Genomic DNA, 19,256 nt, shown 5'->3' on the forward strand with positions numbered 1-19,256 from the left:
TCATTCGACGATCGGGATCTCCGTCCCGATCGTCACCGCGTTCCGGTCGATCCGGCAGGTGAAGGCGTGCGCCGCCACCCCGGCCGCCCGGGCGCGCCGGAACGCGGCGTCGAAGCCCGGATCGAGGTCGCCCGCGACGGCGAACCGCTCCGCCCGCATCTGCACCACCCAGATCACCACGGCGCGCCCGCCCAGGCGCACCACCTCGGCGAGTTCGTCCATGTGGCGGGCGCTGCGGGCGGCGACGCAATCCGGGAACTCGGCGAGGCCGGGCCGGCGCATCAGGTGGCAGTTCTTCACCTCGACATGGATGGGCCCGGCCGCATCGCCGGCCAGGAAATCGACGCGGCTCGCACGGCCATAGGCGACCTCCGCACGCCAGGACGTGGCGCCGGAAAGCGGGGACAGGCGCCCCTCGTGAAACGCCTCGGCCACCAGGGCGTTCGGCCGGGCGGTGTTGATGCCGACCCATTGCGGCCCGCCGGGCAGGTCGGCCTCGACCAGCTCCCAGGACCAGGCGAGCTTGCGGGCCGGGTTGGTCGAGGCCGAGAGCAGCACCGGCCGGCCGGGCTCGACGAGGCCCAGCATCGCTCCCGGATTGGCGCAATGCGCGGTGACGAGGCGGCCATCCGCCATTTCGACATCGGCGAGGAAGCGCTTGTAGCGGCGGACCAGCCGCCCTTCGGTCAGCGGGCCGGGAAAGCGCATGGGAAACCGAATGGGAAGCCGAATGGGACGACGGACGCGATGGGCATTCCCGGCGCTTAACCCGGAGAGCGCCGGGGTGTCACGCTTGAGCCCCGGGTGGCGCCGCGATAAGGCGGGCACCACCCCTGCTGCCGCCGCGGCGGCGGGCAGCACAGAAGAAGACCCTCCAGATGCCTGACGCCAGCCCCGCCCCGGTCACGGCCGCCATCCTGGTCATCGGTGACGAGATCCTGTCCGGACGCACCAAGGACAAGAATATCGGCTACATCGCCGAGTACCTGACCAATTCCGGCATCGACCTGCGCGAGGTGCGGGTGGTGCCGGACGTGGCCGAGGAGATCGTGGCGGCGGTCAACGCGCTCCGCGGCCGCTACACCTACCTGTTCACCACCGGCGGGATCGGGCCGACCCACGACGACATCACGGCCGATTGCGTGGCTGAAGCCGTCGGCGTCGGGATCGACGTCGACCCGCAGGCGAAGGCGATGCTGCTCGAGCGGATCAAGCCGGAGGATCTCAACGAGGCCCGCCTGCGCATGGCCCGCATCCCGTTCGGGGCCGAGCTGATCGAGAACCCGATCTCGAAGGCGCCGGGCTTCATGATCGAGAACGTGATCGTGATGGCGGGCGTGCCGTCGATCATGCAGGCGATGCTCGACTCGGTCGCCCCGCGGCTGAAGACCGGCGCGCGGGTGAGCGCCGAGACGATCGAGGCCGGCAACCTGCCGGAGGGCGGCTACGCCGAAGGGCTGGCGCTCATCGCCAAGGCGCATCCTGGCGTCTCGATCGGCTCCTACCCGTCGATGACCGCGGCGGGTTTTCGCAACCAGATCGTCGTGCGCGGGCGCGAGCCGGAGGCCCTGGCCGCGGCGCGCGCCGAGATCGAGGCGCTGGTCTCGCGCCTCCAGGCCGAACGGAACTGAACCGCCATGGCTGCTCCGAGCGACAAGGCTTTCCCGGTCTCCTGGGACCAGTTCCACCGCGACGCCCGGGCGCTGGCCTGGCGGCTCGCCGGCGCCGGCCCGTTCGAGGCCATCGTCTGCATCACCCGCGGCGGCCTGGTGCCGGCCGCGATCGTGGCGCGCGAGCTCGGCATCCGGCTGATCGAGACGGTGTGCGTGGCGAGCTACCACGATTACCAGGAGCAGGGCGCCCTCACGGTGCTCAAGGACGTGGCCCCGAGCATCCGGGCCATCGGCGACGGCCAGGGCCGCGGCGTGCTGGTCCTCGACGACCTGACCGACACCGGCAAGACCGCCCAGGTGGTGCGGGCGATGCTGCCGGAGGCCCACTTCGCCACGGTCTACGCCAAGCCCGCCGGCCGTCCGCTGATCGACACCTTCGTGACGGAAGTCAGCCAGGACACCTGGATCTACTTCCCATGGGACATGGGCCTGACCTACCAGGCGCCGATCCAGCCCGGAACGTCCGGTTAAGGTCATCGATCCCCTAACGCGGTCCGGCGAATGTGCCGGACCAGTTGAGCGAGGTCTTGGCCCTGTCCGCGGCGCCGCCCGCCGAGCAGGCCGATCGATAAAATTGCGCGGATCCATTTCAGTGCGGCCGAGCAGGTCGGGAGCCATTCTCCTTCGTAACGAAGGGGATGGCGCAGATGACCACGGGTTTCGGGCAGCAGGTGAAGCGGGTTCTGGTCGGCGGCACGGCGATGCTCACGGCGGCTGTGGTGTCGGCCCGGTGCAACGAGGCGGCGGCCCAGACCCTCGCCGCCCTGCCGGTGCCGAGCGTCGGCGCCCCGGATCTCGGCCACGCCAGGCCGATCGTCGGCTGGGTCGAGTTCTGCGCCCGCTACGCGTCGGAATGCGCGGTGGATGCCAGCGAGCCGGCGCAGGTGACGCTCACCCCGCGGCTGTGGCAGACGGTCACCGGCATCAACCGCCAGGTCAACGCGTCCCTGCGCGCGGTCACCGACCAGGAGCATTGGGGCGTGCCGGACCGCTGGGACCTGGCCGAGGACGGCTCGGGCGATTGCGAGGATTACCAGCTCCTCAAGCGCAAGCTCCTGGCGCAGGCCGGCCTGCCGCGACGGGCGATGCGGATGACGGTGGTGATCGACGAGAAGGGCGAGGGCCACGCGGTGCTGATGCTGCGCACCGACCGCGGCGATCTGGTCCTCGACAACAAGACCAGCGCCGTGCTGCCCTGGCACAAGACCGGATACACCTTCATCAAGCGCGAGTCGCAGGACGCCACCGCCTGGGTGTCGCTCGGCGGCGCCACCGCCCCGACCGTTACCGCCAATCGGTGACACGCCGAATCAGCCGGAAAATCTGCGTATCGAATTGGAACCAAAGTGCGGCAGGGGCGTTTACCAGGGTTTAAATTTTTCGGTTGAGCGCCGCTCGGCCCCGTGGCAGCTTGGATGCAAGAACCAAGCTAGAGTCGATGGGGCAATGCGGGCAGTGATGGACGGCCTCGGCCGGGCGAGCCATGTCGATGCGCGGCATGTCGATCGCCAGGGCCTCCTGAAGCGCGGCGCCCGGGCGGCGCAGCTGGGACTTCTCGGGACGCTGCTGCTCATCGGTGGCGCCACGGCGCAGGGACAGACCCAGACCCTGGCGGCTCTGCCCGATGCCAGCGCGGCGATCGAGCGCGGCGGCGCGGCCAAGCCCGTGAGCGCCTGGACCGATTTCTGTGCCCGCTACCCCGCGGAATGCGCCGTCGACACCCGCGAGCCGGCCACGCTGACGATGACGCCGTCCCTCTGGCGCACGCTCACGGCAGTGAACCGGCGCGTCAACAGCCGCATCCGCCCGGTGATCGACCAGGACCATTGGGGCGTCGTCGACCGCTGGGATTTTCCCGATGACGGCATGGGCGATTGCGAGGATTACCAGCTCCTCAAGCGCCGGATGCTGGTGGAGCGCGGCCTCGCCCGCCGCGCCCTGCGGATGACGGTGGTGATCGACGAGATCGGCGAGGGCCACGCCGTCCTGATGGTCCGCACCGACCGCGGCGACTACATCCTCGACAACAAGACCAACGCGATCCTGCCCTGGCAGCGCACCGGCTACACCTACGTGAAGCGCGAAGGCCAGGACGGTCTCGCCTGGGTCGCGCTCAACGGCGTCACTTCGCCGGTCACCACGGCGAATCGCTGATCCGCGGGGTCGCCGGAGGGCCGGCCAGGTCCGGCGCAGGACGTCCTCCGCGATACGGCCCCGCATTGCCTGGAGCTTGCGCATAGGCGCAGCCGGTCCCAGGACTGAGGCTTCCTGCCATTTGCCCAGGGCGGCGCATTCCTCCGCCAGCCGCGCCCGGTTCGCGACCGTATCGGCGTCGAGGAGCCGGTCGCACAGAAGCCTGTCGGTTTCTCTTGGAGTTCACGCTCCAGACGATCGCGCGCTGCGCCGTCCGTCGCTTGGTGAACCGAGAAGGTCCGGTCCGCACTCCGTCGAGGGATGTCGGCGAGGCCGCCGAAGGCCGGCATGATGTCGGTCCAGTCCCAGGTCGAGGATCGCCCGGTCTTGGCGGCGCGGACGGCACGGCCGACCGTCAGGCACAGGAGAGACGGGTGATCGGCAGGCCGGCACGCATCCCGGACGGGAGGGATGCGTGCGAGAACCTGCGTTGCTCCCGCAAGGTCAAGGCCGTGCACACGACGACGGCTTTGGCCCGGACCGCGTGCCTCAGGCGCCCGAGACCAGATGAGCGAGATCGAGCACGACCCGGCCCGAGACAAGGCTCCAGCCGCAGGCGAGCATCGTCGCCAGCATCACGAAGGGCATCGGGCGCCTCTCGATCCGCCGCCCGCGCACGGTGTTGCGCAGGATGATGAACGGTGCCCCGAAGGCGAGGATCGGCAGGGAGGCGAGCGCCACGAGGCCGCCCCCAGACAGGAGACCGAAACTCGCCCGCCGCGCCGTCGCCCATTCGAAGGCGCTTGCCAGCAGGCCCGCGAAGGCGAGGCCGAGCACCAGGGTCTGGATGTTCTCGAGGGCGGAGGGCGAGAGGTTCATGGGAGGTTAAATTCCGGCAAGCGCGTTCGTCCCACCCTGCGCCAGGCGCGATTTTGGGTTATGGTTAATTTTTCGTTATCCACAGATCTTTGAGGCGGGTCCCATTGCGGGAATCCTCTCGGCATGACGCAGCCGAGCCACAGATTTTCGCCCCCTGACCGGGTTCTGGTAAGGAGCCGTTAACGGTCGGAGCCGAACGTTCAGGGACATGCCCTTTCCGGGCATCGATCGAACGAATCGGAGGCGGGCGCCATGGGGCCTGCACTGAGCGCCGCCGCGGCGCGTCTCGAACGGGATGTGGTGCGCTCGAGCCGGATCGGCCGGCCGTCCTCAGTCCCGCCGGTTGCCGGTCAACCGGCCGACCGGCGCCTGATCCTGGCGGCGGCCCTCGGCCTCGCCGGCTCGCTCGCCCTCACCGGCGTCGTCGCGGCCTGGCTCGCCCGCCCGCCGGCGCCCGCCGGGCCGGTGGTGGTGAGCACCCTGACGCCCCGTCCCCTCGTGCTGCCCGCGGCCTGGATCGTGCGGCCCGGTGCCGCCGAGGCAGTGTCGGAGCGGATCGATCTGGCCATTCCGTGGAGCGACCTGACGGGCAGCGCCCTGCCCGGCCTGATGCGGGTGACGGCGACCCGCGCGCCCGAGACGGAGGCCCCCTTGAGCCCGGCCCGGCGCTACGCCCGCTTCCTGACCGCCGAGGCGCAGCCGCTGACTGACGGCCTGATGCGCCGGCGCTTCCGGGCCGGCACGCCCTTCGAGGGCGAGGACCTCTACCTGGCGGAAGGCGAGGGCAGCCGGTTCGCGGCGCGTTGCGCCACCGGGCCGATGCCGGAGCCGGACGCCGCCTGCCTCAGCGAGATCCGGGTCGGTACCCTGGCCTTGCGCCTGCGCTTCTCGGCCGACCGGCTCGCCTCCTGGAACGCCGGCCTCGCCGGGCTGGAGCGGCTGTTCGGCGTAAGCCCCTGACAGCCTGTTTGAGCTGATCGACCCCTTCCAAACCTCTCCGTCATCCGAGGGCCGCGCAGCGGAACCCGGGATGACGGAGAGGGACGTGGGCATGAGCAGCAAATCGACCGGCGCAACCGATCAAGCAGCCCGTAATGCCTGAGACTACTCGTCCAGGTCGGTGTCGAGGATCGCCATCGAGAAATTGAACGAACGGTCGCCGTCCTCATCGTCGACCGACAGCACGCCGACGAACTCTTCGCCGATATAGACCTCGGCCGAATCCGTCTTCTTGGGACGGGCGACGAGCCGGATGTTGTGGTTGGCGAAAGTGCGGCGAAGGTAGCCTTCCACCTTCGTCATCTCGGTCTTGTTCACGCTGGCCTCTTCACGTGCTTGGGCGTCGCAGCGACCGCACCCGGAGCGAGCGCGGCGCGTACCGCCTTCATTGAGGACCCCGAGAGCCGCGGGCGGGCTCGGGATGCGACAACGCCCCCTCCCCTCCGGGCGCGCCGCGCGGGCGGCCCACGGGGGGCTTGGGTCGGTAGGGCTTCCGCCTTGCCACGGGAGGGCCGGGTCGGCAAGGCGGCTTCGGCGGGAGCACCCGTCCTCTCAGGGCAGATCCCGTTCCGTCAGATGCCGTCCATCAGGTGGATGAACTGGTCCATCGCCCGCGCCGGGTCGGAGCAGCCGGCCGAGCCGACCACCCGGGCCGGAACGCCCACCACCGTGGTGCAGGGCGGCACCGCCTGGAGCACCACCGAGCCGGCGGCGACCCGGGCGCGGGCGCCGACCTCGATATTGCCGAGGATCTTGGCGCCGGCGCCGATCATCACGCCCTGACGGATCTTCGGGTGGCGGTCGCCGCCATGCTTGCCGGTGCCGCCGAGGGTGACGTCGTGCAGCATCGACACCTCGTCCTCGATCACCGCCGTTGAGCCGACGACGAGGCCGGTGGCGTGGTCGAGGAAGATGCCGCGGCCGATCCGGGCCGCCGGGTGGATGTCGGTCTGGAAGACCTCGGAGGAGCGGCTCTGGAGGTAGAGCGCCAAGTCGCGCCGGCCGCGGGTCCAGAGCCAGTGGCTCAGGCGGTGGGCCTGGATGGCGTGGAAGCCCTTGAAGTACAGGACCGGCTCGATCGCCCGGCCGGCGGCCGGGTCGCGGTCGATCACCGCGCCGATATCGGCCCGGAAGGCCTGGCCGATGCCGGGATCGTCCGCCACCGCCTCGCCGAAGCTCTGGGCGATCAGGTCGGCGGTCAGCGCCGGATGGCCGAGCCGCGAGGCGACGCGGTGCGCCACCGCCGATTCGAGGGTGGCGTGGTTGAGCACGCTGGCGAACAGGAACGAGGCCAGGCGCGGCTCGTCGCGCATCACGGCCTCGGCCTCCTGGCGCAGCCGCCGCCAGACCGGGTCGACGGTGCCGGCGACCGGATCGGCATCGGGGATGGTGGGAGCGCGGCTGGGCGACAACGGCCTTCTCCTCGGCAGCGGCGGCGGGCGGACGAATCGCCACCCGCCGCTCATAGCGCGACGGCATTCTCCCAGGATAGCGTGGAGACGCACCCGCCGTTCATCAAGCCCCCCATCACGCCCGTCTGCGGCAACGCAGCCCGGTCCTCAATCGCCCTCCGGCCGGAACACGTAGCCCATGCCCCTGACGGTCTTGATGAAGCGGGGATTGGCCGGATCGGGCTCGACCTTCTTGCGGATGCGGTTGATCCGCACGTCGATCGCCCGATCGAACGCCTCGGGATCGCGGGCATCGGCGAGATCGAGCAGGCGCTCCCGGGTCAGCACCCGCTTGGGATTGTCGAGGAAGGCCTTGAGCAGCGCGTATTCGGAGCGGGTCAGGATCTGCTCGGTGCCGGCCTCGTCGCGCAGGCGCAGGGTCTCGGTGTCGACGATCATCCGGCCGAAGCGGACGCCGCTCTCCGGCTTCGCCGAAGGCTGGACCCCTTGCTGGGTCCCCGGTCGGGCCGGGTCGGGGGACGTGCCGCGCGCCTGCGCGGCCCGGCGCAGCACCGAGCGGATGCGGGCGACGAGCTCGCGCAGCTCGCAGGGCTTGGGCAGGTAATCGTCCGCCCCGAGCTCGAGGCCGACGACCCGGTCGATCGGGCTCGCGGTGGCGGTGAGCATGATGATCGGGATGGTCGAGCGGCCCTTGAGGTCGCGCACGATCGACAGCCCGTCTTCCTCCGGCATGTTGAGGTCGAGGACGATCAGGTCGGGTGCGACCTCGACGAGGCGCCGGCGCAGGGCGCGGCCGCCGTCGCACAGGCTGACCTCGAAACCGTGCATCCGCAGGTAGTCGCCCACCATGGCGCGGGCGTCGGGCTCGTCGTCCACCACCACGACGTGCGGCGCCGCACCGGCCTTCACGCCGCCCCCGGGTGGGCCGCCGGCCCGTGTCCCCGCCTCGCCATCATCCTGCGCCCCCGTGCCGCAGCGGCCCCGAGAGGCCGGAGCGCCAGTGACGACAATGCCGTGCTGGGCGCATTCCGTCCACGTGCCGCGCCGGTAGCCGGGCTGCGGCGCCAAATTTGTCCTCAGCTCATCCGATCGCCGCGGCCGGTCCGCCGTCTCAGGCGAGAATGCGGGCGAGCCGCTCGGCGATCCGGGCACGGGCGGCGTCCGAGAGGGCGCCGGGCGCCTCGGCCTCGATCAGGGCGGCGATCTGCGCCCGGCTCAGGCGCCGCGGGCGGGAATCCTGTAGCAGCGCGTTCAGGGCTTCCAGATCGTTCCGCCAGGGCTGTTCCTGCCCCCAGGGCGCGTCACCCGGCAGCGGAGCGGCGGTCGCGCCGACATGTCCCGGGACCACGTGAAGCATGGCGTGCCTCCCTGTTCTGCAAGCGGGGCGCTTGTAGGCGGGCTCTGTTGCGCGATCATTACGTCGCGAATGTCGCCGTCCGGGATGTGCTCTCGCGCACCTGACGGGCCGTGTCGTGTCCCGCGCGAGGCCCGATGATCCGGTCATCCGCCGCGATGCCGTCGCTCCACCGATCGGTCGAGGCAGGACAAATCAAATAGGAGGGGGACACTTCGTCTGCGGCGACCTTGTCGTTCCGCGTCCTCCCGGCCAGGATGCCGGCGCCAAGCCTTGCGGGCCGCCGGCGCGGCCGGGCCTGCACGCCGAAATGATCGATGCTTGGAGCGAGACTTGGACGGTCGATGAGCGACGACGACATCCTCTTCCTGCTGCCGGACGACGAGCCCGGCGAGGACCTGCAAGCCGCCGCCTGGCCGGTGATGGTGGTGGACGACGATCCCGCGGTGCACGAGGGCACGCGCTTCGCCCTCTCGGGCTACCGCCTCGACGGGGCGGGTCTCGAGCTCATCTCGGCCTATTCGGCATCCGAGGCCAGGGCTATGCTGTCGGGCCGGCGCGGCATGGCGGTGATCCTGCTCGACGTGGTGATGGAGACCGACGACGCGGGCTTGAGGCTCGTCGACTTCGTCCGGCGCGAGCTGAAGGACGAGACCGTGCGCATCATCCTGCGCACCGGCCAGCCCGGCCAGGCGCCGGAGCGGCGCGTCATCGTCGATTACGACATCAACGACTACAAGGCGAAGACGGAGCTCACCGCCGACAAGCTGTTCACCAGCCTGACCGCGGCGTTGCGCGCCTACCAGCAGCTCAAGCGCCTGGAGGAGACGCGGCGCGGGCTCGAGATCATCATCGACGCCGCGCCGATGCTGCTCGACTACAAGTCGATGCAGCGGCTGGCCGAGGGCGTGCTGACCCAGGTGTCGTCGCTGCTCAACGTCGCCTGCGAGGGCATCCTGGTCCTGCGCGAGCAATCCGGGCCGCAGGATGCGGTGAGCGTGCTCGCGGGCTCGGGCTGCTACCAGCACCTCGCCGGCGGGGACCGGCAGCAGCCCCTCGACGACGACGTGCGGGCGATCGTCGCCCGCGCCTTCTCCGAGCGGCGCCACACCTTCGGCGACCGCTGGTCGACCCTCTACGTCCACACCGCGAGCGGCAGCGAGATCGTCGCCCTCCTGAAGGCCGACCGCTCGCTCTCGGAGACCGACCGCGCCCTGATCGGCCTGTTCACCTCGCGCCTGTCGGTCGCCTTCGACAACGTGATCCTCTACGAGCAATTGCAGCGGGCCAATATCGGCCTGGAGCAGCGGGTGGTGGAGCGCACCGGCGAGCTGATGCGGGCGAACCGCCGGCTGGCCATGCAGCGCTCGGACCTGCGGCGCGCCAACCAGCTCAAGACCGAGATCCTGGGCACGGTCGCCCACGACCTGAAGAACCCGCTCTCCGTCATCCTCGGCCGGACCGAGATGCTGGGCGACATGATCGACGCCAACCCGCCGCCGACCGAGGCGATGCACGCCCAGATCGGCCATATCCGCGAGACGGCGCGCCGCCTCACCGGGATGATCGAGACCCTGATCGCCGACGCGATGAACGACGCCCTCGACATCGTGCTCCGGCGCGAGCCGGTGGATTTCGCCGGGCTCGCCCGGGAAGTGTCGCAGGCCAACGCGCCGCTCGCCGAGACCAAGGGCCAGACCCTGCGCTCGGCGATTCCCCACAGCCTCACGCTCCACGGCGACGCCGAGCGCCTGCGCGAGGCGATGGACAACCTGATCTCGAACGCCATCAAGTATTCGCCGGCCGGGGCCGAGATCGTCGTCACGGTGGCGCAGGAGGAGGCGGAGACGGTCTACGCCGTGCGCGACCACGGGCCCGGCCTGTCGCCGGAGGATACCGGCCGCCTGTTCGGCCGCTTCCAGCGCCTCTCGGCCAAGCCGACCGCCGGCGAGGGCTCGACGGGGCTCGGGCTGTCGATCGTCAAGCGCATCGCCGAGCTGCATGGCGGCCGGGCGACGGCCGAGACTCACGCGCACGAGCCGGGCTCGACCTTCGCGATCCGGCTGCCGAACGGGGTTGGGGAGGTGGTATGAGCGCGGCGTGTTGACTGTTGGTCGGCGGGCCATACAGTTCGGCCCTGGAGCGGGGCGAGGAGCTTCCGCTCCTCGCTCCTTTCGATGGGGCTTGCTTAGCCGAGCTGTACGCGGAGCATCAGGACTACACTGGTCCTCCGCACTCGCTTAATAGACCATCGAAACGCGAAAGCGTGGCAGGAACCACACCATCGTCGCCTCCCGGGTTCGTGACCGGCGATGCTCTCGTCCAAGACACACGGCCGCTTGCCGGGTGTGAGGCTGTGGTGCCTTGGCGGTTTCCGCTCGATCACCTCGTCAGATGACGACAGGTCAGTTTTGGTCGCAAGATGGCTTGGCGACCTGCCTCACCCCGCATCGCTCGCCCCGAGCCCCTGCTCCTGCGGGTCCGCCACCGCGTCCGGGATCGGGCTCTTCGCCTTCGGAGTGATCTTCAGGGCGGTCAGGGCGAGCGGGTCGAGGCCGTGATCGGCCTCCTCGCAATACGTGACGAGCTGGTCGCGCATGCGCGGGGTCCAGAACGCCGTGATGTGCTTGTGGATGCCCGCCACCGCCTCGTCCTGCGGGTAGGAGCGGAAGAAGGCGGCGATCTGGTTCGCCATGCGGACGAGCTTCTCGTGGGGATCGACGGCGCTCATTGCGAAACACTCACGGAAGGGTCAGGCGCTCGGGGGCGGTGAACAGGGTGACGGTATCGTGGCGGGCGATCGCCGCCAGCGTCAGGCCGTGCAGGGTGGCCCGCTCGACCGCGAGCGAGGTCGGAGCCGAGATCGCCACCAGCACGGCAGCGCCGAAGCTCGCGGCCTTCTCGACCATCTCGAACGAGCAGCGGCTGGTGATGACGAGGAAGCCGTCCTCGGCCCGGATGCTCGCCCGCAGCAGCGCCCCGATCAGCTTGTCGAGGGCGTTGTGCCGGCCGACATCCTCGCGCACCGTCACGACGTTGCCGTCTCGGTCGGCCCAGGCGGCGGCGTGGACCGCCCGGGTCTCGCGGCCGAGCACCTGGAGGTCGTCGAGGGCCTTCAGCGCCCGCTCGACCGCCGAGAGGGAGATCGCGACGCCGTCCGCCGCGCGCCGCTCCGACCGGGGAATGTCCTTCAGGTCGTCGATGCCGCAGACGCCGCAGCCGGTGCGGCCCGACAGCGCCCGCTTGCGGGCGAGATGCTCGCGCAGGCGCCCCGGCGCGAGGTCGACGACGAGGCGCAAGCCCCCCTCCCCGGCCTCGACCGCGGCGCCGCGGATCTCGTCGGCGCCGGCCACGATCCCTTCGGTCAGGCTGAAGCCGTAGGCGAAATCCTCGAGGTCGGCGGGCGTCGTCATCATGACGGCGTAAGGCACGTCGCCGTAGATCACGTTCACCGGCATCTCGACCGCGAGCGGGCGCGTCCGCTCCCGCGCCTCGCCGCGCCCATAGGCGACGACCCGGGTCGGGACGGGGACGCTCGTCGCGACGCCGCTACTCGGCGGCATCGAGGTTGTGGGCGATGCGGGTGAGGGAGATGTCTTCCTCATAGAACCGGGCCTGCCAATCGGACGGCCGGTTGGTACGCCGAACCTGCACCGCCGTCACCTTGTACTCGGGGCAGTTGGTGGCCCAGTCCGAATAGTCGGTGGTGATGACGTTGGCACCGGTCTTGGCGTGGTGGAAGGTGGTGTAGACGACGCCGGGCTGCATCCGCTCGGTGACCCGGGCCTTGAGGGCGATGTCGCCCGACCGGCTCTCCAGGCTGACGAGGTCGCCGTCGACGATGCCGCGGCTCTCGGCGTCGAAGGGATGGATCTCCAGCACGTCCTCCGGGTGCCACAGCGAATTGGCGGTGCGCCGCGTCTGCGCCCCGACATTGTACTGCGACAGGATCCGCCCCGTGGTCAGGATCAGCGGGAACTTGCGCGTCGTGCGCTCGTCGGAGGGCACGAACTCGGTCAGCATGAACCGGCCGAGGCCGCGCACGAAGCGGTCGACATGCATCATCGGCGTACCCTGCGGCGCCTTGTCGTTGCAGGGCCACTGGATCGAGCCGAGTTCCTCCAGCTTGGCGTAGGAGACGCCGGCGAAGCTCGGGGTCAGGCTGGCGATCTCGTCCATGATCTCGGACGGGTGGCTGTAGTTCATCGGGTAGCCCAGCGCATTGGAGAGCAGCATCGTGCCCTCCCAGTCGCCGTATCCGCCCATCGGCGCCATCACCTGGCGCACCCGGCTGATCCGCCGCTCGGCATTGGTGAAGGTGCCGTCCTTCTCCAGGAACGAGGCGCCCGGCAGGAAGACGTGGGCGTATTTCGCGGTCTCGTTCAGGAACAGGTCCTGGATGACGATGCATTCCATCGCCTTCAGGCCGGCCGTCACGTGGTGCGTGTCGGGGTCGGACTGGGCGATGTCCTCACCCTGGATATACAGCCCCTTGAACGTGCCGGCGACGGCCTCGTCGAGCATGTTGGTGATGCGCAGGCCCGGATCGGGCGAGAGCTGCGCGCCCCACAGGGCCTCGAAGGTCTCCCGGGTCGCGTCGTCCGAGACGTGGCGGTAGCCTGTCAGCTCGTGCGGGAACGAGCCCATGTCGCAGGAGCCCTGGACGTTGTTCTGACCCCGCAGCGGGTTCACGCCGGCGCCCGGCTTGCCGATATTGCCGGTGGCCATGGCGAGGTTCGCCATGCCCATCACCATGGTCGAGCCCTGGCTGTGCTCGGTGACGCCGAGCCCGTAATAGATCGCCGCCGCGCCGCCCTTGGCGTAGAGCCGGGCGGCGGCCCGCACCTCGGCCGGGTCGCAGCCGGTCAGCGCCTGCACCGCCTCCGGCGCGTGGCGCTCGTCGGCAATGAAGCGGGCCCAGATCTCGAAATCCTTGAGGTCGCAGCGGGCGCGGACATAGGCCTCGTCGACCAGCCCCTCGGTGACCACGACATGGGCGAGCGCGTTGACCATCGCCACGTTGGCGCCCGGCTTGACCGGAAGGTGATGCGTCGCCCGGATATGGGGCGACTTGACGAGGTCGATCCGGCGCGGATCGATGACGATCAGCTTGGCGCCCTGGCGCAGGCGCTTCTTCATCCGCGAGCCGAAGACCGGGTGACCGTCGGTCGGGTTGGCGCCGATCACCAGGATCACGTCGGATTGCTCGACCGACTTGAAGTCCTGGGTGCCGGCGGAGGTGCCGAGCGTCGACATCAGCCCGTAGCCGGTCGGCGAGTGGCAGACCCGGGCGCAGGTATCGACGTTGTTGTTGCCGAAACCGGCGCGCACCAGCTTCTGGACGAGGTAGGCCTCCTCGTTGGTGCAGCGCGACGAGGTGATGCCGCCGATCGAATCGCGCCCGTACTGCGCCTGGATGCGCTTGAAGGCGGATGCCGCGTGCTGGATCGCCTCCTCCCAGGACACCTCGCGCCAGGGATCGGTGATCTTGTCCCGCACCATCGGCGTGGTGATGCGGTCCTGGTGGGTGGCGTAGCCGTAGGCGAAGCGGCCCTTGACGCAGGAATGGCCCTCGTTGGCCTTGCCCTCCTTGTAGGGCACCATCCGGACGATCCGGTCTCCCTGCATCTCGGCCTTGAACGAGCAGCCGACGCCGCAATAGGCGCAGGTCGTCACCTTGGAATGCTCGGGCTGCCCCATGGCGATGACGGATTTCTCCTGCAACGTCGCCGTCGGGCAGGCCTGCACGCAGGCGCCGCAGGAGACGCATTCGGAGTTGAAGAAGTCGGTCGGCCCGGCCGCCACCCGCGAATCGAAGCCGCGGCCGGCAATGGTCAGCGCGAAGGTGCCCTGCACCTCCTCGCAGGCCCGGACGCAGCGGTTGCAGACGATGCACTTCGACGGGTCGTAGGCGAAGTACGGGTTCGACTCGTCCTTCGGCAGGTAGAGCTCGGAATTCTTCGAGACGTGGTTGGCGCCGTCATAGCCGTAGCGCACCTCGCGCAGGCCGACCGTCCCGGCCTGCGTCTGCAATTCGCAATCGCCGTTGGCCGAGCAGGTGAGGCAGTCGAGGGGGTGGTCGGAGATGTAGAGCTCCATCACACCTTTTCGCAGGCGCGCGAGCTTGTCCGACTGCGTGTGCACCACCATGCCCGCTTCGGCCGGCGTGGTGCAGGAGGCCGGCGTGCCGCGCCGCCCGTCGATCTCGACGAGGCAGAGGCGGCAGGAGCCGAAGGGTTCGAGCGAATCGGTGGCGCAGAGCTTCGGGATCTGCGTGCCGGCCTGCATCGCCGCCGCCATCACCGAGGTGCCGGCCGGAACTGTGACGCTCTGGCCGTCGATCGTCAGCGTCACGGTCTGGTCCGAGACGCGGATCGGGGTGCCGTAGTCGACTTCCTTGATGAGGGCCATCGGACGCGTCCTCACTCGGCGGCCAGCGGCAACCGGGCGCCGCGGCCGGAAAAATCTTCCGGGAAATGGGTGAGCGCGCTCATCACCGGCACGGGCGTCAGCCCGCCCATGGCGCAGAGCGAGCCGTCGGTCATCACCTCGCAGAGGTCGGTGACGAGGGCGAGGTTTTCGCGCGGCGACTCGCCGGCGATCACCTTGTCGATCGTCTCCAGCCCGCGCACGGCGCCGATCCGGCACGGCGTGCACTTGCCGCACGATTCCGCGGCGCAGAACTCGAAGGCGAAGCGGGCCTGGCGCGCGAGATCGACGGTGTCGTCGAACACCACGATGCCGCCATGGCCGAGCAGGCCCTTCTTCGCCGCGAAGGCCTCGTAGTCGAGGGGGGTGTCGAACAGGCTCTCGGGGAAGTAGGCGCCGAGCGGCCCGCCGACCTGGACCGCCCGCACGGGACGGCCGGAGGCGGTGCCGCCGCCGATCTCCTCGATCACCTCGCGGAGCGTGAGCCCGAAGGCCGTCTCGATCAGGCCGCCGCGCCTCACGTTGCCGGCGAGCTGGATCGGCAGGGTGCCCAGCGAGCGCCCCATGCCGTAGGCGGCATAGGCGGGACCGCCATGCTCCAGGATCCACGGCACCGCCGCGAAGGACAGCACGTTGTTGACGAGCGTCGGCTGGCCGAACAGGCCTTTCAGCGCCGGGATCGGGGGCTTGGCCCGCACGATCCCGCGCTTGCCCTCCAGGCTCTCCAGGAGCGAGGTTTCCTCGCCGCAGATATAGGCGCCGGCCCCGAGGCGTGCCTCGAGGTGGAAGGCGCGGCCTGAGCCCATCACGTCGGCGCCGAGAGTGCCCGCCCTCTCCGCCGCCGCGATGGCGGTGTTGAGCGCCGCGAAGGCGTGCGGATACTCGGAGCGGCAATAGATGTAGCCCCGCGTCGCCCCGACCGCGACGGCGGCGATCGTCATGCCCTCGATCAGCGTGAGGGGATCGCCCTCCATCAGCATCCGGTCGGCGAAGGTGCCGGAATCGCCCTCGTCCGCGTTGCAGACCACGTATTTCTGATCCGCCGCGGCCAGCATCACCGTGTTCCACTTGATGCCGGTCGGGAAGCCGGCACCGCCGCGGCCGCGCAAGCCGGAGGACTTCACCGCCTCGACTATGCCGGCGGGACCGGCCGCGAGCGCGGCCTCCAAGCCGCGGTAGCCGCCATGGGCCCGGTAATCCTCGACCGAGGCCGGATCGACGATCCCGCAGCGGCCGAAGGTCAGGCGCTGCTGGCGGGCGAGATACGGGTGCTCCTCCGGTCGGCCGATCCGCAGGCGATGGGCGCCGCCCTCGGCCAGCCCGGCATCGAGCAGGGACTCGATGTCGCCCGGGCGCACCGGCCCGTAAGCAATGCGCCCGGCGGGCGTCGCGACCTCGAGGAGCGGCTCCAGCCACAGCAGGCCGCGCGAGCCGGTGCGCACCAGGGTGACGTCGAGGCCGCGGGCGGCAGCGGCCCGGCCCAGCGCCTTGGCGACCCGGTCGGCGCCGAGGGCGAGGCTGGCGGCGTCCTTCGGCAGATAGAGGGTGATGCTCACGCGGCCCGCTCCGTCAGCGCATCCGCCAGGGTGTCGAGATCGAGGCGGCCGACCGGCTCGCCGTCGACCAGGGCGGCGGGGCCGCAGGCGCAGAGCCCGAGGCAGAAGACCGGCTCTACCGTCACCTGCCCGTCCCGGCTCGTGCCGTGCCAGGCGACGTCGTAGCGCGCCAGCACCTCGGCGTGCAGCGCGTCGGCCCCGACCGCCTGGCAGGCCTCGGCCCGGCACAGCTTCACGATGTGGCGGCCCGCCGGCTCGCTTCGGAAGTCGTGGTAGAAGGTGAGGCAGCCATGGATTTCGGCGCGCGACAGGTTCAGCGCCTCGGCGATCAGAGGCACCGCCTCCGCATCGACATATCCGAACGTCTCCTGCAGCGCATGCAGGATCGGCAGCGTCGCGCCCTCGCGGCGGGCGTGGCCGGCGATGATCCCGGCCGCCCGCTCGGCGTCCCAGGGCTCACATGCGCTCGCTTGGCCAAGGTCTCGGCCCGGCATCGGTTTCCAACCCAGATCGTTGTCGTTCTAGGCTGCAGCCTGGGCGGTCTAGGCCGTCGGATCAATCGCCGGGTTCGGTGGCGCGACAAGGATTTTTTGTTAAACCGGGCTGGTACGAGGGAGAAAGGCCGAACAAGCGGTGCGCCCGCGACGAAAGTTCGAGGCGGGGGCGGGCGTTTCAGAGCGCCGCCACCTCCGCCGCCAGCCCGGGGGCGATCGCCCGCGCCTCGGCCAGGAAGGCGGCGACGAGCGGGGTCATCGGGTCGCGCTCGGGCACGACGAGGCCGATCATGTGGCTGACGTCCGGATCGGTGATCGGCACCGCCCGCACCCGCTCGGTGAGGCGGAAGGTCTCGGCGAGCGCCGCCGGCATGATGCTCGCCCACTTGGCGGTCCGCACATGGGTGACGAGCACGATCATCGAGTTCGATTCGAGCAACGGCGCCGGCTCCGCCCCGGCGGCGCGCAGGTGGCGGTCGATGATGCGGCGGTTCTGCATCGCCGGCGTTAGCAGGCAGAGCGGGATGCGCCCGACCTCGGCCCAGGTCACGCTCGCACGCGCGCCGTAGATGCCGTCGGCGGCGGTGAGCAGCCGGTAATGCTCGCGGTAGAGCGGCAGCGCGGTGACGCGGCCGAGCGGCTCGTCCTCGATATAGGTCAGCCCGGCATCGAGCTCGAGATTGGCGATCTGGCGGGTGATCTCGTGCGAGGTCGAGGATTGCACCGAGAAGCGCACCGCCGGATGGCGGGCGCGGAACGGCGTGGTGAGCGCCGCCACCATCGGGGTCGCGGTCGGCACCGCCGCCATCCGGAGCGTGCCGGAGAGGCCGCGGCGCAGGGCCGCCACCTCCTGGCGCATGGCGCGGGCGTCGCCGACGATGCGCCGCGCCCAGTCGAGCACCCGCTCGCCCTCCGGGGTGAAGCCCTGGAAGCGCGAGCCGCGTTGCACCAGGAGCACACCCAGGCGCTCCTCGAGCTGCTTGACGCCGGCCGAGAGGGTCTGCTGCGACACCCCGCAGGCCTGGGCGGCGCGGCCGAAATGCTGCTCGCGGGCGAGCGCCAGGATGAACTCGAGACGGTCGATCATCGAAGGGTGAGGGTCACGTCCGGCACGCTCGACGAGGCGCCGGGGGACCCTGCGCGCTTTTGCGGAATCATTCGAGCCTCACGACGAATGTCCAGTGCCCACAAGCGAATTCCGGACGCCGATGCGACGCCAACGCCGTTGCGCTTGCGGCGGCATTGTGGTGAGAGACGCCGACCGGGTCTCGGCCGGCTTCCGGCCGCAGGGCGGCGGGCCGGCGCCGTGCGGCCGAAACAGGACGGCGCTCCCGCCGCGCGGGCAGCCGTTGCCGGCAGACAGCCTGTTGGGGAGCATCGAGGGCACCATGGGGATGGCGAGGGCGCAAGGACGGCTGAAGGGCCGTGGGTTCTGGGGACGCGCCGCGGCGCTGGCAGCGACCGGGATCCTCGGCACCGCGACGGCCGTGTCGGCGGCGGGCGTGGGCCAGCCGGTGCCGTGGCAGATGGACTTGCAGCGGCCCGTGACCGAGGTGGCGACGGAGATCTACAATTTCCACCACCTCCTGAACTGGATCATGCTCGTCATCGTCCTGTTCGTGCTCGCCCTGCTGATCGCGGTGATCGTCAAGTTCAACGAGACGAAGAACCCGACCCCGTCGCGCACCACCCACAACACGATGCTGGAGGTCGCCTGGACGATCGTTCCGGTGCTGATCCTGGTGGCGATCGCGATCCCGTCGTTCCGGGTGCTGCGCACGCAGCTGTCGGATCCGAAGGCCGACCTGATGGTCAAGGTCATCGGCCATGCCTGGTACTGGTCCTACGAGTACCCGCAGGATGTCGGCGGCTTCAAGTTCGACGCCAACCTGCTCGAGGGCGACGACCAGGTGAAGTCCGGCCAGCCCAAGCTGCTCGCCACCGACAACGAGATGGTGGTGCCGGTGAACAAGATCGTGAAGGTCCAGGTCACCGCCGCCGACGTGATGCATTCCTGGGCGATGCCGTCCTTCGGCTTCAAGATCGACGCGATCCCCGGCCGCCTCAACCAGTTCTGGTTCAAGGCCGAGCGCGAGGGCACCTATCACGGCCAGTGCTCGGAGCTGTGCGGCCAGCGCCACGCCTACATGCCGATCACCGTGAAGGTGGTGAGCGAGCAGGCCTTCCAGGCCTGGACCGCGGAGGCCAAGACCAAGTTCGCCCGCACCGACGGCGGCGCCAAGTTCGCGGAAGCGCAATAAGGTTCGCGGAAGCGCAATAAGGCCGGCCGCGGACGCCGACTGATTTCATGACGCGGGGCGGCGCGG

19 protein-coding genes are annotated in these 19,256 nt (G+C 70.2%); 7 read left to right on the top strand and 12 right to left on the bottom strand.

What is annotated here, in order from left to right:
* Window positions 1-708, bottom strand: a complete 708-nt coding sequence (gene sfsA / locus DA075_RS22725; protein ID WP_099955153.1) for a DNA/RNA nuclease SfsA — start codon at window positions 706-708, stop codon at window positions 1-3.
* A 170-nt stretch (window positions 709-878) separates the two neighbouring features.
* Here sfsA and DA075_RS22730 point away from each other — a divergent pair, with 170 nt between their 5' ends.
* The 4 genes from DA075_RS22730 to DA075_RS22745 all read left to right on the top strand — a co-directional run bounded on the left by DA075_RS22730 (window position 879) and on the right by DA075_RS22745 (window position 3,827).
* Window positions 879-1,631, top strand: coding sequence for a competence/damage-inducible protein A (locus tag DA075_RS22730; protein WP_099955154.1), 753 nt, complete (start codon window positions 879-881; stop codon window positions 1,629-1,631).
* 6 nt (window positions 1,632-1,637) lie between these two features.
* Window positions 1,638-2,144 carry a xanthine phosphoribosyltransferase gene (gene gpt / locus DA075_RS22735; RefSeq protein WP_099955155.1) on the top strand — a complete coding sequence of 169 codons (507 nt, stop codon included), beginning with the start codon at window positions 1,638-1,640 and terminating at the stop codon, window positions 2,142-2,144.
* Between the two features lie 176 nt (window positions 2,145-2,320).
* A complete protein-coding gene (locus DA075_RS22740; protein ID WP_099956740.1) occupies window positions 2,321-2,974 on the top strand; it encodes a transglutaminase-like cysteine peptidase in 654 nt (217 codons plus the stop codon).
* A 145-nt stretch (window positions 2,975-3,119) separates the two neighbouring features.
* Complete coding sequence (locus tag DA075_RS22745; protein ID WP_099955156.1) at window positions 3,120-3,827, top strand: transglutaminase-like cysteine peptidase; 708 nt, start codon at window positions 3,120-3,122, stop codon at window positions 3,825-3,827.
* 528 nt (window positions 3,828-4,355) lie between these two features.
* Here the strand turns inward: DA075_RS22745 and DA075_RS22750 are convergent.
* Entirely contained in the window at window positions 4,356-4,685 is a 330-nt protein-coding gene (locus DA075_RS22750) for a DUF6949 family protein (protein WP_099955157.1), read from the bottom strand.
* 252 nt (window positions 4,686-4,937) lie between these two features.
* Here DA075_RS22750 and DA075_RS22755 point away from each other — a divergent pair, with 252 nt between their 5' ends.
* Window positions 4,938-5,645 (top strand): hypothetical protein, encoded by a 708-nt coding sequence (locus tag DA075_RS22755; protein ID WP_099955158.1) that lies wholly within the window; start codon window positions 4,938-4,940, stop codon window positions 5,643-5,645.
* Between the two features lie 144 nt (window positions 5,646-5,789).
* Here DA075_RS22755 and DA075_RS22760 read toward each other — a convergent pair whose 3' ends face one another.
* The 4 genes from DA075_RS22760 to DA075_RS22775 form a co-directional block, all read right to left on the bottom strand.
* Window positions 5,790-5,987, bottom strand: coding sequence for a DUF3126 family protein (locus DA075_RS22760; RefSeq protein WP_210344710.1), 198 nt, complete (start codon window positions 5,985-5,987; stop codon window positions 5,790-5,792).
* Window positions 5,988-6,256: 269 nt separating this feature from the next.
* Window positions 6,257-7,150, bottom strand: coding sequence for a serine O-acetyltransferase (gene cysE, locus DA075_RS22765; RefSeq protein ID WP_099955159.1), 894 nt, complete (start codon window positions 7,148-7,150; stop codon window positions 6,257-6,259).
* Window positions 7,151-7,243: 93 nt separating this feature from the next.
* A complete protein-coding gene (locus DA075_RS22770; RefSeq protein WP_232388540.1) occupies window positions 7,244-7,945 on the bottom strand; it encodes a winged helix-turn-helix domain-containing protein in 702 nt (233 codons plus the stop codon).
* Between the two features lie 262 nt (window positions 7,946-8,207).
* Window positions 8,208-8,453, bottom strand: coding sequence for a hypothetical protein (locus tag DA075_RS22775; protein WP_232387404.1), 246 nt, complete (start codon window positions 8,451-8,453; stop codon window positions 8,208-8,210).
* Between the two features lie 341 nt (window positions 8,454-8,794).
* Between DA075_RS22775 and DA075_RS22780 the strand changes: the two genes are divergently transcribed.
* Complete coding sequence (locus tag DA075_RS22780) at window positions 8,795-10,543, top strand: ATP-binding response regulator (protein WP_099955161.1); 1,749 nt, start codon at window positions 8,795-8,797, stop codon at window positions 10,541-10,543.
* Between the two features lie 347 nt (window positions 10,544-10,890).
* Here the strand turns inward: DA075_RS22780 and DA075_RS22785 are convergent, their stop codons facing one another.
* From DA075_RS22785 to DA075_RS22810, 6 genes are all read right to left on the bottom strand, one after another.
* Window positions 10,891-11,181, bottom strand: coding sequence for a formate dehydrogenase subunit delta (locus DA075_RS22785; RefSeq protein ID WP_099955162.1), 291 nt, complete (start codon window positions 11,179-11,181; stop codon window positions 10,891-10,893).
* A gap of 10 nt (window positions 11,182-11,191) precedes the next feature.
* On the bottom strand, window positions 11,192-12,013 hold the full coding sequence (fdhD, locus tag DA075_RS22790) for a formate dehydrogenase accessory sulfurtransferase FdhD (RefSeq protein WP_244936292.1): 822 nt from the start codon (window positions 12,011-12,013) through the stop codon (window positions 11,192-11,194).
* The gene (gene fdhF / locus DA075_RS22795; protein ID WP_099955164.1) at window positions 12,000-14,861 is read right to left on the bottom strand and encodes a formate dehydrogenase subunit alpha; all 2,862 of its coding nucleotides are present in this window, start codon (window positions 14,859-14,861) and stop codon (window positions 12,000-12,002) included. Before fdhF ends, fdhD begins: the two co-directional genes overlap by 14 nt.
* Window positions 14,862-14,872: 11 nt before the next feature.
* On the bottom strand, window positions 14,873-16,435 hold the full coding sequence (locus tag DA075_RS22800; protein WP_099955165.1) for a formate dehydrogenase beta subunit: 1,563 nt from the start codon (window positions 16,433-16,435) through the stop codon (window positions 14,873-14,875).
* Entirely contained in the window at window positions 16,432-16,929 is a 498-nt protein-coding gene (locus tag DA075_RS22805; protein WP_099955166.1) for a formate dehydrogenase subunit gamma, read from the bottom strand. Before DA075_RS22805 ends, DA075_RS22800 begins: the two co-directional genes overlap by 4 nt.
* 178 nt (window positions 16,930-17,107) lie before the next feature.
* Window positions 17,108-18,016 (bottom strand): LysR family transcriptional regulator, encoded by a 909-nt coding sequence (locus tag DA075_RS22810; RefSeq protein ID WP_099955167.1) that lies wholly within the window; start codon window positions 18,014-18,016, stop codon window positions 17,108-17,110.
* A 301-nt stretch (window positions 18,017-18,317) separates the two neighbouring features.
* On the opposite strand from DA075_RS22810, the gene coxB reads away from it, so the two are divergent.
* A complete protein-coding gene (gene coxB, locus DA075_RS22815) occupies window positions 18,318-19,190 on the top strand; it encodes a cytochrome c oxidase subunit II (RefSeq protein ID WP_174800175.1) in 873 nt (290 codons plus the stop codon).
* The last annotated feature ends 66 nt before the right edge of the window (window positions 19,191-19,256 follow it).

The organism is Methylobacterium currus (genome assembly GCF_003058325.1).
Lineage (GTDB): Bacteria > Pseudomonadota > Alphaproteobacteria > Rhizobiales > Beijerinckiaceae > Methylobacterium > Methylobacterium currus.

Coding starts and splice junctions, on each gene's coding strand:
- DA075_RS22755 (WP_099955158.1), top strand. CDS start 4,938: ATGGGGCCTGCACTGAGCGCCGCCGCGGCGCGTCTCGAACGGGATGTG.
- coxB (WP_174800175.1), top strand. CDS start 18,318: ATGGGGATGGCGAGGGCGCAAGGACGGCTGAAGGGCCGTGGGTTCTGG.
- cysE (WP_099955159.1), bottom strand. CDS start 7,150: ATGAGCGGCGGGTGGCGATTCGTCCGCCCGCCGCCGCTGCCGAGGAGA.
- fdhD (WP_244936292.1), bottom strand. CDS start 12,013: ATGCCGCCGAGTAGCGGCGTCGCGACGAGCGTCCCCGTCCCGACCCGG.
- DA075_RS22810 (WP_099955167.1), bottom strand. CDS start 18,016: ATGATCGACCGTCTCGAGTTCATCCTGGCGCTCGCCCGCGAGCAGCAT.
- DA075_RS22745 (WP_099955156.1), top strand. CDS start 3,120: ATGCGGGCAGTGATGGACGGCCTCGGCCGGGCGAGCCATGTCGATGCG.
- DA075_RS22775 (WP_232387404.1), bottom strand. CDS start 8,453: ATGCTTCACGTGGTCCCGGGACATGTCGGCGCGACCGCCGCTCCGCTG.
- DA075_RS22740 (WP_099956740.1), top strand. CDS start 2,321: ATGACCACGGGTTTCGGGCAGCAGGTGAAGCGGGTTCTGGTCGGCGGC.
- sfsA (WP_099955153.1), bottom strand. CDS start 708: ATGCGCTTTCCCGGCCCGCTGACCGAAGGGCGGCTGGTCCGCCGCTAC.
- gpt (WP_099955155.1), top strand. CDS start 1,638: ATGGCTGCTCCGAGCGACAAGGCTTTCCCGGTCTCCTGGGACCAGTTC.
- DA075_RS22780 (WP_099955161.1), top strand. CDS start 8,795: ATGAGCGACGACGACATCCTCTTCCTGCTGCCGGACGACGAGCCCGGC.
- DA075_RS22750 (WP_099955157.1), bottom strand. CDS start 4,685: ATGAACCTCTCGCCCTCCGCCCTCGAGAACATCCAGACCCTGGTGCTC.
- DA075_RS22785 (WP_099955162.1), bottom strand. CDS start 11,181: ATGAGCGCCGTCGATCCCCACGAGAAGCTCGTCCGCATGGCGAACCAG.
- DA075_RS22730 (WP_099955154.1), top strand. CDS start 879: ATGCCTGACGCCAGCCCCGCCCCGGTCACGGCCGCCATCCTGGTCATC.
- DA075_RS22770 (WP_232388540.1), bottom strand. CDS start 7,945: ATGGTGGGCGACTACCTGCGGATGCACGGTTTCGAGGTCAGCCTGTGC.
- fdhF (WP_099955164.1), bottom strand. CDS start 14,861: ATGGCCCTCATCAAGGAAGTCGACTACGGCACCCCGATCCGCGTCTCG.
- DA075_RS22760 (WP_210344710.1), bottom strand. CDS start 5,987: ATGACGAAGGTGGAAGGCTACCTTCGCCGCACTTTCGCCAACCACAAC.
- DA075_RS22805 (WP_099955166.1), bottom strand. CDS start 16,929: ATGCCGGGCCGAGACCTTGGCCAAGCGAGCGCATGTGAGCCCTGGGAC.